Here is a 15,703-nt window from a genome sequence, read left to right on the forward strand (position 1 = left end):
CTCATATTTACTCGTCCCAATTAAAAAGCAGTTAAACAATGATGATACTTTCATCATTGTCTAACTGCTTTATTTTTTCTATTACAAATCTTTTTAATCTAAAACGCGAGTTATAATTTTATAATGATTCCCATTAACAAAAATTGCATAGGTAATCTTAAATATAACTGCCATGTCGGTAATTGCTTATTACCTAGTGGTAACTTTTTAACTGCCATATAAATATTTGCTGGGAATACTGCTAATAAAAATAGATTCATCACATTTTTTAAACATTGTGAAGGTCTTTTTATTAATAGCGCTAACCCAAATAATATTTCAAAAATACCTGTAATTATGACTGCTGTTTTTCGAAGCGGTAAACATTTTGGTATGATATTTCTAAATTGTTGTTCTCTTGTAAAATGTAAAACGCCAATTGCACTAAAACCTATACCTAATAAATATCTCAATATGTTCAATCGCTTTCCTCTCCTACTCCGTTATGATTTTATGAATTAACGTAGGCGATACCACTTGATCTTCAATTGTAATACTTGCGTCTAATTTTTTGATGACATCATCTACATCTTGACGGTTACTATGAATCGTTAATAATGATTCGCCTGCTTCTACTTTATCCCCAATTTTTTTATTTAAAACAATACCTACTGCTAAATCAATATCATCTTCTTTAGTTAGACGCCCTGCGCCTAGCATCATTGAAGCTACACCAATGTCATTTGATACTAACTCTGTAACATATGCTGATTTTTTCGCTTTGTAATCAATTTGATATGTAGCTTGAGGTAAACGTTCTGGATAATCAATTACTGTTGGATCGCCACCTTGATTTTCAACAAAAGTTTTGAATTTATCTAATGCAGCACCTGATTCTATTGCTTCGATTAATAACGCTCTTGCTTCTTCTAATGTATCAGCTTTGTTAGCTAGCACAACCATTTGAGAACCTAATGTTAATACAAGTTCAGTTAAGTCTTCAGGTCCATGCCCTTTTAATGTATCTATTGCCTCTTTTAGTTCAAGCGCATTACCTATTGCACGACCTAGTGGTTGATTCATGTCGGAAATAATTGCCATTGTGTTTCTTCCAACATTATTACCAATTCTTACCATAGCATGTGCTAATGCTTCAGCATCTTCTAAAGTTTTCATAAAAGCACCGCTACCTGTTTTTACATCTAATACGATTGCATCAGCACCCGCAGCAATTTTTTTACTCATTATGGAAGAGGCAATTAATGGGATTGAGTTAACCGTACCTGTAACATCTCTTAAAGCATACAATTTTTTATCTGCCGGAGTTAAGTTGCCAGATTGACCGACAACAGCTACTTTATTATCATTCACTAATTTAACGAATGTTGCCTCATCAATTTCAACATGGAAACCATCAATTGCTTCTAATTTATCAATGGTTCCGCCTGTATGCCCTAATCCTCGTCCACTCATTTTAGCAACCGGAACGTCAACTGCTGCAACTAATGGTGCTAATACTAATGTCGTTGTATCTCCAACACCACCTGTTGAATGTTTATCTACTTTCACACCTTTAATGTCACTTAAATCAATCATATCGCCAGAATTAACCATCGCCATCGTTAATGCAGCTCTTTCATCATCATTCATATCTTGGAAATAAATCGCCATAGCTAAACTTGATGCTTGATAATCGGGAATGTCGCCTTTTACATATCCATCAATAAAGAAATTAATTTCTTCAGTAGTTAATGCATGACCGTCACGTTTTTTCTCAATAATATCTATCATTCTCATTTTTATCATCCTTTTTGTTAGAGCTTAGGACAGAGTATTTATACTTCTAATACTCATTTTAATACATACACTTGAAAATTATTTTATGTAAGCTATCGATGTCAAATTCTATATCTTGTTTCAAATGTAAAATAAACTTTCTAAAATAGATCGATTCGTTACGATTTCAATTTCCCATAAATGTATATTCGAATCACAGAAATGTTTGATGATTTAAAGTTCATTTCGACTCGCTTAAATTATGAACACTATGTCCCATGCTCATTATTATTTTTTTAATTTAGTAATCTGAATCTGCTTGTAAGCCTTGCATAATTTGAACGCCAGCGCTCGCACCAATACGTGTTGCACCTGCTTCAACCATTTTATTGAAATCTTCTAAATTGCGTACGCCACCTGACGCTTTTACTTCTACATCCGCACCTACTGTGTCTTTCATTAATTTAACGTCTTCAGCTGTCGCACCACCGCCTGCAAAACCTGTTGATGTTTTAACGAAGTCCGCACCAGCTGCTTTGGTTAACTCACTCGCTTTCACAATCTCATCACGGTTCAACAATACCGTCTCAATAATTACTTTCACTGTGTGACCTTTTGCCGCTTTAACTACCGCTTCAATGTCTTGTTGTACATCGTCATATCGCTCATCTTTTAATGCGCCAATATTGATGACCATATCAATTTCATCTGCACCTTTGTGAATCGCATCTTCTGTTTCAAATGCTTTCGTTGCAGTTGTCGATGCCCCCAATGGGAAGCCAATTACCGTACAAACTAATACGTCTGAATCAGCTAGACGTTCTGCTGCATATTTAACATGCGTTGGATTCACACATACAGATTTGAAATTGTATGCTTTCGCTTCATCGATAATTTTATCGATTTGCGCACGTGTTGACTCAGGCTTCAATAAAGTGTGATCAATCAATTTTGCATCGTTCATTTTAATCTCCTCCTTTATGATTGATTATAAAAATAGAAATTAAACATTAGCTGTCGATGAATCATATTTTTAAACATATAATTATCTTGTCATTTATTTATGTAAACGCATACATGAACAGTTATACATTTTCATTTCCCAAAACATTTAAATACAATTGAACATAATACCATATTTACATTTGATGACTTGTCAACAAGCTAATCAGAATTATATTTTTATAATTCTTTAATTCTATAGTACAAAAATTCGCAAAAAAGTGAAACAAATGTTATCTTAAAACTATTAATGAATATTAAGGAGAAGATAACAAATGACAAAAGGTACACCACATATTCAACCAAACGGAGTAAAAATAGCTAAAACTGTATTAATGCCAGGCGATCCTTTACGCGCAAAATATATTGCTGATAACTTTTTAGAAAATGTTGAACAATTTAATGATGTGCGTAACATGTTTGGTTACACAGGTACATATAAAGGAAAAGAAGTATCAGTAATGGGTTCTGGTATGGGTATTCCAAGTATCGGAATTTACTCTTATGAGTTATACAATTTCTTTGATGTTGATACAATCATTCGTATCGGTTCTTGTGGCGCATTACAAGAAAATGTTAACTTATACGACGTAATTATTGCACAAGCTGCATCAACAAATTCAAATTACGTAGATCAATATAATATTCCTGGACATTTTGCGCCTATCGCTGACTTTGAGTTAGTTACTAAAGCTAAAAATGTTGCTGACCAAATCGGAGCTACGACACACGTAGGTAATGTATTATCTTCTGATACATTTTATAATGCTGATCCAACATTCAATGATGCTTGGAAAAAGATGGGTATCTTAGGTATAGAAATGGAATCAGCTGGTCTATATTTAAATGCAATCCATGCTGGTAAAAAAGCACTTGGTATCTTTACAGTAAGCGACCATATTTTACGTGACGAAGCAACAACACCAGAAGAACGTCAAAATTCTTTCACGCAAATGATGGAAATCGCTTTAGAAATCGCAGAATAAATAAAATATAACGATAGTGCATCGTAATTTTTGATGTCTATTTTTTCCAAACAAAAAGCCAACATTGACAATGGTCACTTTACCATTGAATGTTGGCTTTTATCTATATCATTAGTATCTATAATTAGCTTAAGTATGATTTAAACATCCAGTTGTGTTTATCAACTGACGTTTGCATTCCAATAAACATATCTTCTGATACATCATCACCGGCATTTCCAGCAATTTCAATTGCTTGTTCTAGTTGTTTAGAAATGTTTGTAAAGTCTTGTGATAATTCTTCTACCATTTGCTCTGCAGAATAGCCTTTCGCAGCTTCTTTCACGATTGATTTCTCTAAGCATTCAGTTAAAGTACCTACAGGGTTACCACCTACTGCTAAAATTCTTTCAGCTAATTCATCTACATATTGGCTTGCTTCATTATATAATTCTTCAAATTTTACGTGTAATGAGAAGAAGTTAGGCCCTTTCACATACCAGTGGAAGTTATGTAGTTTAGTATAAGCTACTGTCCAGTTTGCTACTTGTTGGTTCAATTCTTTAACAACATCTTGTTGGTTACTCATATTTAATACACTCCTTAAAATTGTTAATTATCTTTCCTTGTTTACATTAATTATTATATTATAATCATTCTAATCTGTAAAGTATTTTTGCTCTCTTTTTTATAATTATTCTAAATTGATGATTCCTGTTTTCTCCAACAATCATCCACTAATTTACTACAAATAATTATACTATATATCTCTATTATCAATTAGTCGATAAATTTTATCAATTAGTTAACTTTACTTTAGCATTATCATCTAAAAAGAATGATTTTTCATATTCATTTGGTTGGTGCCATGTAGTTTTCCACATTCTATCTCGATTATTAGCAAACATTCGATATCCAAAGTTACGAATTGGTTTTGGTACTAACCATAAACCTACGCCAAGTAATTTAGTTGTATTAGGTAAAGCTGTGATTAATTTAATAATTGCTTGTGATTCAAAATATATTTTGTCACCTTTCTGCAAAATAACACTATTTTTATTTGCGGCTTCTGGATGTTGTTCAAAAAATTGTTGTCCGATTTCACCCTTTAATGTAGCAAATTGATAAGTTTTTGGTAAGCCATGTTGAATTAACCAAATGACATAGTTATAACAATATATACAGTTTCCATCATAATATACGACTGGCATAGTTTATTAACTCCTTTATTGATACTTATAGTTAGTTTTCCTTATTTAAAAACATTTAAACCAGGTTGTCACTTTATAAGTCTTGGTGACACGAAATTGACATAAATTTTTATTTAATATTTTATATTTATTGTGCGATGCTTTTTTATTCACTTTAAATTTCATGTACTACAGTGTCATATTTTTCTTATTATCCTTTTACCGTTCAGTCGTTCATTTAATTCAACTTACCAATGGAAACTCATTTATAAATTTAATTCAGTAACATAAATTTATATTGTATCTTGATTATTTATCAAAATAAAAACGAGTAATCTATCATAAGCGCTTAGTTAGCTCTTATGTTTAATTACCCGTCATTTTGTCTATATTCGGTTATTCAAATAGCGATTATTCAATTTTTAATTGTATCCTTAATTATTTTCAATAACTACTATATATAATTAGTCGTGTTTAACTTTGACGATACGTGTATATTTCAAAAATTGTTCTGAGTATTTAGCCTTAATATCTTCCAAACTATCATATGTAATACCTACAATATGCCAATTTGGATTGAAATAATAGAAAGAATCTTTTTGGCGAGACCATTTAATCATATTGCCATCTTTATTATATCGTGGCAAGGTAACTTCGTATCCTTCTAAAACATTAATATATGTTTGGAAAATATCTGGATCAATTCGATTAAAATTATCAATAACTAAATAACTTTTGTCTTTTTTCGGCATGAGCTGTGTAATAAAACCTTCACGATAATATAATGCTCCCGTTTCATTAGGTAAATATTTGCCGTATAACATATCTTCTGAAAAATCAGGATGTCCCGTTGTAATGACAGGATTGGCATTAGCCTTTTGTAATAAATCATTCGCAGCCTTTAAACCTTCTTCTTTTTGGTCAACGACTAACATAATAAATGGTTTTAATGTTTCTTCTTTTTCATCTTCAAGTAAGTTTGGCTTCTGAACCATTTCAAATGGAGATTTCAATCCATTATTTTCGCTTACTTCAAGAATTGCATCATACTGTGCCTGTGACATACTTGCAATTGCTTGCTTGGCATTTTCTTGAAGGAAATATAAATTTTTCAATTTAGGATGTTTATTTAAAGTACTTAAAGTAATTGGCGTTATATCTTTTTCATACGACACTTCAATTACCGTACTATTAGTTCTACCTGGAATTGGTGGCTTCTCATGAATATGTTTTGACACCTCTCCAATACCAACGACAGATTGATTTTTCGTTCTATTATAAAAAATAATATTGTCGCCTTCTTCTAACTGAGTATAAAAATGATAACCATTTCGTTTAATACCATTATATGTATGTGTATAAATCGTATATTGGTGACCAGGTTCAAATTCTTCTGTTTCAGCTAAAAAGAAATAACGTGGGATTTTAATTTCCCCTTTTCCAAGTCCGCTAATTAAATCAAACTCTTCAGCTGTAATTTGATTGAACAATGTCTCTTTCATATTACTTATACGAAATTCTAATGCTTCACTACGTTTTAAATAATCAGCCGTTAAAGGTTTCAGTTGTTCATTAAAACGAAACTGTACACGTATTTTATTTTGTGCACCTGTTTCAACACTAATAATCTCACCGCATCCAAGCAAGCCAGTATCTGTTTGAACTTGATAAAAGATGACTTGATCTCCTACTTTAGCTTTTTTGAATGCTCTAAACCCTTGTGACGGATTAAAATGTGCACCCGATTCAAATAAAGCTGTTTGACCAACTAACGGTTCATTATGATTCCAACGGTTATATCCACAATTCAACCAAAAATAATTTGCTTCTGCTGTCATCTTAATACTCCTTAATTCACTGCGATGTTATTCGCATTGTTATTTTCCTAATAGCTTAGTCTATTAGAGGCAAGTCGTCCTAATTTGCATTGCAAAAATGCGACTTTATATCTGTTTAATAATAAAAATTGTTACAAATAGTTTAACATATTTAGTAACCTATTTTGCATATAAATCATACTTTGAATTAGCAGAGTTAAGTATTCATTAAACTTAGATACTAAAAGCCGCTATACTTCTAAAAAAACTTATACAAATGCCATTGTTAGAGAGTAGTATTTACCATTAAATTTAATAATTATATGATATCAGCCCCTTCCACCATATAAAAATCCCCTCTCTATAGCATCAGTGAGGGGATTCGTTTATAAGTAAATACATATGCATTATTATATCTATAAATAACGGCTATCTATTCTATATGTTAATTCATCAATTTACATTAGCTAAAAACATTTTAATTAGTATTAGTTAGTAGCTACAAATGTTCCGAATAACGGTAACACATTAATGAGTACTGCACTAAATTTTAAAGATGTACTAATTTGTTTATCTTTAAATGTAATTACAGCACTGATAATACCTAAAATAGCTACAATACGCGGTACCGTCATACTTGGATATTGTGGTATATGTAAAAAAGCGCCGAGACCCGCTATGATACCACATACTAACGCAATATAAAGAAATTGCTTCATTTCATTAACTCCTAAATGATTATTGAATTGCTACACGTAACTTATCATCAATGTGAATTCACCTTCAAAGACACTGTCTAAATCTTCCGAAGTTAAAATAAAGTTAGTGCCTGTTGTTAGTTTGAATATTTCACCATCTACAATGATTTGACCTTCTCCTTGTAACACTGTCACTAAACAAAACTCTCTTGGTTTCATATAATTCAGCGTACCTGAAATCTCCCATTTTACCAACGTAAAGAAATCATTAGATACAATATGTGTACATTTATGATTCTCAATAATTTCACTTTCTGGCAAAATATTTGGTAGAGGTGCATTATATTGAATAACGTCTAAAGCTTTTTCAATATTTAAAGGTCTTGCATTGTTTAAATCATCTTCACGATTATAGTCGTATAGCCTATATGTAATATCTGAGGATTGCATCGTTTCATAGGCCAGAATGCCCGATGTAATTGTATGTACCGTACCTGCAGGGATAAAATAAAATTCGCCTGGCTTTACTTTAATATATCGCAAAATTGACTCAACTGTACCTTGTTGTACATGATGTGCAATTTCTTCTCGAGATTCTGCTAAAGTGCCTATTACAATTTCTGCATCCTCTTCTGCATCAATGATATACCAACATTCAGACTTACCATATTGCCCATTTTCATGCTCATAAGCATATGAATTATCAGGGTGCACATGAATTGATAGCGATTCTCTCGCATCCACAATTTTAGTTAATAGCGGAAAATCTTTACTCGGAAAATCACCAAACAATTCGCGATGTTCTGACCAAACTCGGTCTAATGTTTGCCCTTTATATGGCCCATTTATGATTTCGCTTTTATCATTTGGATGTGCGGACACACACCAACATTCTCCAGTTTTATCATTGTCTAGATGATATCCGAACGTACTTAAACGTTGACCGCCCCATAATTTTGTTTTTAAAATTGGTTGTAAAAATAATGGCATTGTTGCACCTCCATTGTATTTAAGTAAGCAATAGAACTCTGATGATGTTGTTCCATTATGTTTTTCATTGTCTCATTTAAATCGAATCATATATTCATACAATATAAAATTAACTAATAGTGATTGTATCATATTTAACATTATTGCAGTACCGTCAATTAAAGCGCTTTAATGAAATTTACAACGGCTTTACATTTACAATCCTTGCATAAACAAAATATGATATAACGCAATTAATAGTTGTATACTTCTTATCAAATTTACTCGCCCATTATACCAATTAATAAACAACTTTAATAGTTGTGTCATACATTGTTCAAATTCTTTGTAAAATACATGTTTATCAGATGAAAATTCATTTTTATTATCTTTCTTCAAATAAATCGTTCATTGAAATAAATAAAACGAGTTACGAAAGTGTAACTCGCTGAATATGCAAGATATATTCAAAATTAATCTACGTCATGTTTAAATGATGTTAATGCATCTTTAATGTCTTGGTCACCACTAATAATTTGAAATTCTTGGTTATTATATTGATTTGATGTAACAATTTCTTTTAAAACAGTCGCAACATCTTCTCTAGGGATTTCACCTTTACCTTCAAAATACTGTGCAGCTTCAATTTTTCCAGATCCAGCAGCATTTGTTAATGCACCAGGATGTAATATTGTATAGTTTAAGCCCGAACGTCTTAAGTAATCATCTGCATAATGTTTGGCAATCGTGTATGGTTTTAAATCACCACTGGCATCGAAAGCTTGTCGTCTCGAATCATATGTTGATACCATGACATAATGCTTAACACCCGCTTCTTTACTCGCAATCATTGATTTAACCGCACCATCTAAGTCTACGATAATGGTTTTATCTGCCCCAGTACTACCTCCAGATCCTACAGAAAAAATAACTTTATCAAAAGGTTTAAATGTCTCAGTTAATGTCTCAATTGAATCATTTTCTACATCAACCAGCGTCGCTTTCATACCTTGTGACTTTAACGCATTTAATTGATCCGGTTGTCTAACACCTGCTGTAAATGCCACATTTTCTTTTGCTAATTGTTGTACTAATAATGAACCTACACCACCATTAGCGCCTATAACTAAAATATTCATTCACATTTTCCTCCTTTTTAATAGCCACTATGCCATACCACGTTCTGCACTTTGTAAAACTTCAAACAATTTAATAAAAGGTTTGACATCTGATTAAGAACATTATAAATTAATATATGAACAAATATTCATATGAAAGGATTGTCATATAATGTCAGAACAGTATTCAGAAATACATACAGATACTTTAGAACGAGTTACTGATATTTTCAAGGCATTAGGCGATTACAATCGAATACGGATCATGGATTTGCTATCTGTGAGCGAAGCAAGTGTTGGTCACATTTCACACCAATTAAACTTATCTCAATCGAATGTCTCACACCAATTGAAATTACTTAAAAGCGTTCATCTTGTAAAAGCAAAACGACAAGGTCAGTCAATGATTTATTCATTAGATGACATCCACGTAGCAACTATGTTAAAGCAAGCTATTAATCACGCGAATCATCCTAAAGAAAGTGGGTTATAATATGTCTCATTCACATCATCATCATGACCACATGCACAGTCATGTGACAACAAATAATAAAAAAGTATTGTTTATTTCGTTTTTAATTATCGGCTTATACATGTTTATCGAAATCATCGGTGGTCTTCTTGCTAATAGTTTGGCATTATTATCTGATGGTATCCATATGTTTAGCGATACATTTTCATTAGGTGTAGCACTTGTGGCATTTATTTATGCTGAAAAAAATGCCACAACTACGAAAACATTTGGTTATAAACGTTTCGAAGTACTTGCAGCATTATTTAACGGTGTAACACTTTTTGTTATAAGTATTTTGATAGTTTTCGAAGCAATTAAACGTTTCTTTGTCCCTTCAGAAGTCCAATCAAAAGAAATGTTAATCATTAGTATTATTGGTTTAATTGTCAATATCGTTGTTGCATTCTTTATGTTTAAAGGTGGCGACACTTCACACAATTTAAATATGCGCGGTGCTTTTCTACATGTTATCGGAGACTTATTAGGTTCAGTTGGCGCCATTACTGCAGCTATTTTAATTTGGGCATTTGGATGGACAATCGCCGATCCTATCGCAAGTATTTTAGTTTCGGTTATTATTTTAAAAAGTGCATGGGGTATCACAAAGTCTTCAATTAACATTTTAATGGAAGGCACACCAAGTGATGTAGATATAGACGAAGTTATAACAACAATAAAAAAAGATTCGCGAATACAAAGTGTACATGATTGTCATGTTTGGACAATTTCAAATGATATGAATGCATTAAGTTGTCACGTTGTTGTAGATCACACATTGACAATGAAAGAATGTGAATTATTATTAGAAACCATTGAACATGATTTGTTACATTTAAATATACATCATATGACAATTCAATTAGAAACACCAGATCATAAACATGATGAATCAACTATATGTTCTGGCACACATAGTCATTCACACAACGACCATAGTCATCATCACGTACACGCACATTAATAATTTGCGCCCTACTATCATTGTATGATTATCCCCAAACAATGATAGTAGGGCTTTTGTGTATTTATAGTGATTCGATTCTTTTTGAGATAATACTATGTTTATAATCTAATTTTTAATATTATTTCCAGTATTAGTCATATTTTCAACAATTTACTACTATAATTACCTAACTTGAGTGACTATAATTAATTTTTATTAGATATTAATATGAAAATAACGTGTTTTTTGTTATTGTATTTATATGAAGAAAAGGAGGCACCACTTTGTTTACTTACTTTAAATCAGCATTAAAAAATGCTAAACCACAATTAATACTAACATTGATATATTCATTTATAGCATTTGCTGTAATTGCAGTTGTATATTTACTTGCTAATTTTCAGCTTGCTAAGAGTGTACAAACCATTGCAATTTATTCACAATTTGGGCAACAACCGCCAGGAGATGAATACTTGTTTGTTATCGCTATATTAGTTATAGCAGCTGCACTTTCACTGTTTGTTTTTGCTCAAATTTTCATCGGCATTATAAATGTTATGAAACGAGCAATGAAAAATGAGAAAGTACAATTTACCAATCTATTTATTGCATTTAAAAAAGGTAATTATTTAAAGAGCGTTATTATTGGGCTTGTATCTATAGCAATGCTTATCGTTCTTTCACTTTTGACATCATTACTGTACAAATTATTATCTCCAGTTTCAGAAATGATTATGAATTCAGTACAATCATCAGCTGCAGATAGTACACACATGATTGGTATCGCTATTACAACTCAAAGTATCATAATCATTGTTGTTTCATTGATTAAAGCAATCATTACTTGGTTATTGTTAATACCTGTTTTCAACTTTATGACTAGTTTCGTTGAATCAACTAACGATAAAGTAAAAACACACTTAGCTAATGGATTTAAAGCAATGAAAAATGGTCAAAAAACATTTATCAAATTTTTCATTGGAATTCTCTTATTAAACTTAATTACTATTTTATTTAAAGTACCTGTTGGTTACTTGATTACATTAAATACGCAATCACTCTCTCAAAATGTTGCAGAAAATATCATAAAAGTTTATACAGTACTAACAATCATTTTATTTGTTGTTATTAATGCAATCATTTTAATGGGTATCGTGCAATATTACTTAAAACGTGGTCAAAAAATTACTAAAGATAAAGTAAAATCAGCTGACAAAAACAAAAATGTCGTTACTGAACCAAAAAGTACAAAAGTAGAAAATGAAAAAGTGACAACATCTGTTGAAACAAAAACAGAAAAAGCACAAGATTCATTAAAAGATGAAACTACAAAAACGATGACTTCAGATAAACCAGAAGACAATCAACCAAAATAAATTTTAGAGCCCCTAACAACTTAAGTTGTTAGGGGCTCTTATACAGTTGATGCATAGCATCCAACTGTGTTCCTCTCTACTTCAACTTTAGTAACTGATACCGAAATAACATGATGCTCATTTCATGGCATGCCGAAAAAATATATATGAAGAAGTCTGCAGTGCTTTTTATATAGTCCGTGATTACATTCTATACTTTTGATTGTATTTTTTGCTGTTTTGATAGTTGGCTTTATTATTTCTGATTATGTTCAGAACTACATTTCATAAGAAAAATGTGTTAAAATGTATTTGTAATAAGTAGAAGTAAAAGATGAAAATCTTTAACTCTTGAAACACAAAAAGGACAACACTCGGAAACATGTTACCCTAATGAGCCCGTTAAAAAGACGGTGACCTTATATTTTATTTAAAAATAGCCTTCAAAAATGCCGGTCAAAGCGAATAGAAGGTTATTTTTTATGGCCTTGATTACTAATCAATACTAAACCAATGATTGTTAATACAACCATCAGCATTTCAAAATCAGACATGCTATTCCTTTCTAGGAGTAACAACTATAACCATAGGCATCACCCCTTTATTAAGAGATTAGCCACCATCTATCCAACTTGCTCCAATAAATATTATAACATGCACATTTTTAAACAGTAATTCATAGTATAAGTTTATTCATTTCGTTAACAACTCGATAAACAGTTGAGCGACATACCCCTGTCTGACTAGCTATTTCTTCCCCTGTTATCTTTTGTTCATCATATAAAAATTTAATTTCTCACTTTTTATGCTCTGGTAAAGAAGAGCACCAACTTTTTCGGCTTATAAGCTCCCTTCAAAATAGACATTGAAAAATGAAAACTTTGAAAGAGAAATCGTCAGTCTATTATTGATAAGTATTATCCTATCATCGAAAAATTACTTTCAGACACTACTGAACAAAATTTTTACTATAAGCGTATACTTTGGCAATATTCGAAGGATAAACATGGATTAACCTGTGCATATCATACATTTAGAGCTTATATCCTTAAACATGATGAATTTACTCCCTATATTTAGATGAAATTCATGCTCACCAAGACGAATTGTATTTGGAAGAGATTCCTAAGTTTTTTTAATCTTAATGAACGATTTAACTACTAAGTTCATACTAGTACAGGTAAAATGCCTATTATTGCCTAAGAGAAAGAAAAAATTTTCTTACAAACACTACAGAATGTAAATGTAAAAATCAAATATAAAGTAAAACATATCTTACTTATGGAATGAAATGTTTGATGATTCCAAAATCACAAATGCGATTTTGGATTTGTTAGTGTCCCTTAGCGCAAACACTCTACTTAAAACAACGGTAGTTGTTATAGTATACTTAAATGCATAAACCATATAAAAGGAGATATAACTATGACATACGGTTCAATTGTAGCTATACTCTGTGCCCTATTTGTGATTTTCTTCATTCCATATATGGAGAAGAAAGGCAAAAAGAAGAAATAACACTAGTACCTGGATTACTAGCATACAAAAGAGCAGTAAGACATTTTCTAATAGAAAATAACTTTACTGCTCTTTGTACATTACTCATCAACTATTGTAAATTAAATAATAAATAACTACCTATTTTATTATTCAGCTAAAAAATGCTCTGCTAAATATTTAGCTGCGCCATCTTCTTCATTCGTATAAGTCGTTACATCTGAAGTTAATGCTTGTATTTCAGGACGTGCATTTTTCATAGCAACTGTATAATGACCAAATTCAAACATTGCCCTATCATTATCACTGTCTCCAATAACCAACGTTTCATCTTGACGAATGCCGAAGTGTTCAATCATTTCTTTAATACCAGTGCCTTTATCAGTTTGATAAGCCATTGTCTCTGCATTAAATCTCGATGAATTAGAAACACTGATATGTAATTTCACATGATTTTGCTTTAATTCATCTCTAAATGTCGTGATTTTTTCTAAATTCGAACTGAAAAGATAAATTTTTGAATATTCACCCTCCGGAAATTCACTTACCCATTCAATCTTGCCTGCAAGCGCATCTTGTCTAGAAGACCATTCACTATGACTCACATCATTAATTGGATCTTGGCTATGAATCATGTCTCTCATCCATGTTTCATCCTCTTTTAAAGCTACTCTATTTCCTTCAAATGGGAATACTTCATAATAAATATGTTGTTGTTTAGCCAAATCAACTATTTGCTTTACCTGTGTTAAAGATAATCCATGTTTAAAAATTGTATGCCCATCTACTTCACCAATAGTACCATTTGAGCTAATAATACCATCAACAACAAAATCTTGTGGTACTAGTTGATGTATTTCAGAATGTGAACGGCCTGTTGCTAAAAATACTTTGAATCCTTTTTCTCGCAACTGGTTAATAACATCTTTGGTATAAGTTGATGCCTTATTATTTTCATGTAAAATCGTACCATCCATGTCTAAAAATATTGCTTTTACGTTGTCCATATTATCCTCCACTATCAATGCTATTTAATTAAATTGTGTCATTATTACTTATTATTTGCAAAGTATTTACTCTAACATCATCATTGAAAAACGTTGATTCCATCGTTGAACTGCTACTTTTTTCCGGAAGAAATGAGACATGTTTTCAGAAGTTAATATGTCTTCTACAGCACCTTGTTGAATACTCTGGCCATCTTTTAATAGTAAAATTTTGGAAAAGTTGGCAGTGATTTCTTCAATAAAGTGCGTAACATAAATCATCGCAAGTGTTGGATACGTATCTGACAGGGAGTCTAATATATTCAATAGTGACTCACGAGCAATAAAGTCTAATCCGGCTGCTGGTTCATCTAAAATTAAAATACGCGGTTGCCCCATCAATGCTCTAGCAATCATTACACGTTGTTTTTCACCGGTGGATAAATATCCTATAAATTGTTGAGCTTTATCCGACATTTCCACTAATTTTAATAATTGATGTGCTTCACTTATTATGTCATCATCTACATTTTTATATAGACCTATAGATTTAAAAGCACCACTCATTACAACATCTATTACCGTTTCACCCTCTTGAAATTTCTCCAATAAGCTATGTGATACAAATCCTATTTGTTGACGTACATTTTCTGCAGAATAACCTAATTTACCTGGCATTTTACCGAATAGATTAACAGTTCCAGATGTCGCAGGCTCATACGCATTTAAAATATTTAGAAGTGTTGTCTTCCCTGCTCCGTTCAAACCATATAATACCCACTTATCACCTTCATTAATTTGCCAAGAAACATCTTGTAATATAGGCTTACCTTGTTTAAGACGCCCAACATGATTCAATTTGATTAACATATGCACCCCTCCATTTTAATGTAA

The 15,703-nt window shown here is 31.7% G+C and carries 16 protein-coding genes and 3 pseudogenes; 5 read left to right on the forward strand and 14 right to left on the reverse strand.

Going from position 1 to position 15,703, the window contains the following annotated elements:
• Window positions 1-110 precede the first annotated feature (110 nt).
• From ML436_10815 to deoC, 3 genes are all read right to left on the reverse strand, one after another.
• On the reverse strand, window positions 111-461 hold the full coding sequence (locus ML436_10815; protein ID UMT77624.1) for a hypothetical protein: 351 nt from the start codon (window positions 459-461) through the stop codon (window positions 111-113).
• Window positions 462-474: 13 nt separating this feature from the next.
• Window positions 475-1,776, reverse strand: a complete 1,302-nt coding sequence (locus tag ML436_10820; protein UMT77625.1) for a pyrimidine-nucleoside phosphorylase — start codon at window positions 1,774-1,776, stop codon at window positions 475-477.
• 280 nt (window positions 1,777-2,056) lie between these two features.
• Window positions 2,057-2,719, reverse strand: coding sequence for a deoxyribose-phosphate aldolase (gene deoC / locus ML436_10825; protein UMT77626.1), 663 nt, complete (start codon window positions 2,717-2,719; stop codon window positions 2,057-2,059).
• 313 nt (window positions 2,720-3,032) lie between these two features.
• Here deoC and deoD point away from each other — a divergent pair, with 313 nt between their 5' ends.
• The gene (gene deoD, locus ML436_10830) at window positions 3,033-3,743 is read left to right on the forward strand and encodes a purine-nucleoside phosphorylase (protein UMT77627.1); all 711 of its coding nucleotides are present in this window, start codon (window positions 3,033-3,035) and stop codon (window positions 3,741-3,743) included.
• A 124-nt stretch (window positions 3,744-3,867) separates the two neighbouring features.
• Here deoD and ML436_10835 read toward each other — a convergent pair whose 3' ends face one another.
• The 6 genes from ML436_10835 to ML436_10860 all read right to left on the reverse strand — a co-directional run bounded on the left by ML436_10835 (window position 3,868) and on the right by ML436_10860 (window position 9,535).
• A complete protein-coding gene (locus ML436_10835) occupies window positions 3,868-4,311 on the reverse strand; it encodes a DNA starvation/stationary phase protection protein (protein ID UMT77628.1) in 444 nt (147 codons plus the stop codon).
• Between the two features lie 208 nt (window positions 4,312-4,519).
• Window positions 4,520-4,933 carry a thiol-disulfide oxidoreductase DCC family protein gene (locus tag ML436_10840; protein UMT77629.1) on the reverse strand — a complete coding sequence of 138 codons (414 nt, stop codon included), beginning with the start codon at window positions 4,931-4,933 and terminating at the stop codon, window positions 4,520-4,522.
• A 443-nt stretch (window positions 4,934-5,376) separates the two neighbouring features.
• On the reverse strand, window positions 5,377-6,750 hold the full coding sequence (locus ML436_10845; GenBank protein UMT77630.1) for an EVE domain-containing protein: 1,374 nt from the start codon (window positions 6,748-6,750) through the stop codon (window positions 5,377-5,379).
• A 467-nt stretch (window positions 6,751-7,217) separates the two neighbouring features.
• The gene (locus tag ML436_10850; GenBank protein ID UMT77631.1) at window positions 7,218-7,448 is read right to left on the reverse strand and encodes a hypothetical protein; all 231 of its coding nucleotides are present in this window, start codon (window positions 7,446-7,448) and stop codon (window positions 7,218-7,220) included.
• Between the two features lie 30 nt (window positions 7,449-7,478).
• A complete protein-coding gene (locus tag ML436_10855) occupies window positions 7,479-8,417 on the reverse strand; it encodes a class I mannose-6-phosphate isomerase (GenBank protein ID UMT77632.1) in 939 nt (312 codons plus the stop codon).
• A 452-nt stretch (window positions 8,418-8,869) separates the two neighbouring features.
• Window positions 8,870-9,535, reverse strand: coding sequence for an SDR family oxidoreductase (locus ML436_10860; protein UMT77633.1), 666 nt, complete (start codon window positions 9,533-9,535; stop codon window positions 8,870-8,872).
• Window positions 9,536-9,686: 151 nt separating this feature from the next.
• On the opposite strand from ML436_10860, the gene czrA reads away from it, so the two are divergent.
• From czrA to ML436_10875, 3 genes are all read left to right on the forward strand, one after another.
• The gene (czrA, locus tag ML436_10865; protein UMT77634.1) at window positions 9,687-10,007 is read left to right on the forward strand and encodes a Zn(II)-responsive metalloregulatory transcriptional repressor CzrA; all 321 of its coding nucleotides are present in this window, start codon (window positions 9,687-9,689) and stop codon (window positions 10,005-10,007) included.
• Between the two features lies 1 nt (window position 10,008).
• On the forward strand, window positions 10,009-10,989 hold the full coding sequence (gene czrB / locus ML436_10870; protein ID UMT77635.1) for a CDF family zinc efflux transporter CzrB: 981 nt from the start codon (window positions 10,009-10,011) through the stop codon (window positions 10,987-10,989).
• 266 nt (window positions 10,990-11,255) lie between these two features.
• Window positions 11,256-12,347 (forward strand): transcriptional regulator, encoded by a 1,092-nt coding sequence (locus tag ML436_10875; protein ID UMT77636.1) that lies wholly within the window; start codon window positions 11,256-11,258, stop codon window positions 12,345-12,347.
• A gap of 122 nt (window positions 12,348-12,469) precedes the next feature.
• Here the strand turns inward: ML436_10875 and ML436_10880 are convergent.
• Window positions 12,470-12,574 (reverse strand): annotated as a pseudogene (locus ML436_10880) (IS6 family transposase).
• Between the two features lie 111 nt (window positions 12,575-12,685).
• Here ML436_10880 and ML436_10885 point away from each other — a divergent pair.
• Window positions 12,686-12,760 (forward strand): annotated as a pseudogene (locus ML436_10885) (hypothetical protein).
• A gap of 39 nt (window positions 12,761-12,799) precedes the next feature.
• Here the strand turns inward: ML436_10885 and ML436_10890 are convergent.
• From ML436_10890 to ML436_10905, 4 genes and pseudogenes are all read right to left on the reverse strand, one after another.
• Complete coding sequence (locus tag ML436_10890; protein UMT77637.1) at window positions 12,800-12,904, reverse strand: hypothetical protein; 105 nt, start codon at window positions 12,902-12,904, stop codon at window positions 12,800-12,802.
• Window positions 12,905-13,002: 98 nt separating this feature from the next.
• Window positions 13,003-13,146: pseudogene (locus ML436_10895) on the reverse strand (helix-turn-helix domain-containing protein).
• Window positions 13,147-13,972: 826 nt separating this feature from the next.
• The gene (locus tag ML436_10900; protein ID UMT77638.1) at window positions 13,973-14,830 is read right to left on the reverse strand and encodes a Cof-type HAD-IIB family hydrolase; all 858 of its coding nucleotides are present in this window, start codon (window positions 14,828-14,830) and stop codon (window positions 13,973-13,975) included.
• Between the two features lie 66 nt (window positions 14,831-14,896).
• Window positions 14,897-15,679 (reverse strand): ABC transporter ATP-binding protein, encoded by a 783-nt coding sequence (locus ML436_10905; protein UMT77639.1) that lies wholly within the window; start codon window positions 15,677-15,679, stop codon window positions 14,897-14,899.
• Between the last annotated feature and the right edge of the window lie 24 nt (window positions 15,680-15,703).

The organism is Staphylococcus roterodami (assembly GCA_022493055.1).
Taxonomy (GTDB): domain Bacteria; phylum Bacillota; class Bacilli; order Staphylococcales; family Staphylococcaceae; genus Staphylococcus; species Staphylococcus singaporensis.

What these genes read in the sequence shown, in the direction of transcription:
- czrA (UMT77634.1), top strand. Translation starts at nt 9,687, where the DNA reads ATGTCAGAACAGTATTCAGAAATACATACAGATACTTTAGAACGAGTT.
- czrB (UMT77635.1), top strand. Translation starts at nt 10,009, where the DNA reads ATGTCTCATTCACATCATCATCATGACCACATGCACAGTCATGTGACA.
- ML436_10905 (UMT77639.1), bottom strand. Translation starts at nt 15,679, where the DNA reads ATGTTAATCAAATTGAATCATGTTGGGCGTCTTAAACAAGGTAAGCCT.
- deoD (UMT77627.1), top strand. Translation starts at nt 3,033, where the DNA reads ATGACAAAAGGTACACCACATATTCAACCAAACGGAGTAAAAATAGCT.
- ML436_10860 (UMT77633.1), bottom strand. Translation starts at nt 9,535, where the DNA reads ATGAATATTTTAGTTATAGGCGCTAATGGTGGTGTAGGTTCATTATTA.
- ML436_10850 (UMT77631.1), bottom strand. Translation starts at nt 7,448, where the DNA reads ATGAAGCAATTTCTTTATATTGCGTTAGTATGTGGTATCATAGCGGGT.
- ML436_10900 (UMT77638.1), bottom strand. Translation starts at nt 14,830, where the DNA reads ATGGACAACGTAAAAGCAATATTTTTAGACATGGATGGTACGATTTTA.
- ML436_10845 (UMT77630.1), bottom strand. Translation starts at nt 6,750, where the DNA reads ATGACAGCAGAAGCAAATTATTTTTGGTTGAATTGTGGATATAACCGT.
- ML436_10840 (UMT77629.1), bottom strand. Translation starts at nt 4,933, where the DNA reads ATGCCAGTCGTATATTATGATGGAAACTGTATATATTGTTATAACTAT.
- ML436_10820 (UMT77625.1), bottom strand. Translation starts at nt 1,776, where the DNA reads ATGAGAATGATAGATATTATTGAGAAAAAACGTGACGGTCATGCATTA.
- deoC (UMT77626.1), bottom strand. Translation starts at nt 2,719, where the DNA reads ATGAACGATGCAAAATTGATTGATCACACTTTATTGAAGCCTGAGTCA.
- ML436_10835 (UMT77628.1), bottom strand. Translation starts at nt 4,311, where the DNA reads ATGAGTAACCAACAAGATGTTGTTAAAGAATTGAACCAACAAGTAGCA.
- ML436_10855 (UMT77632.1), bottom strand. Translation starts at nt 8,417, where the DNA reads ATGCCATTATTTTTACAACCAATTTTAAAAACAAAATTATGGGGCGGT.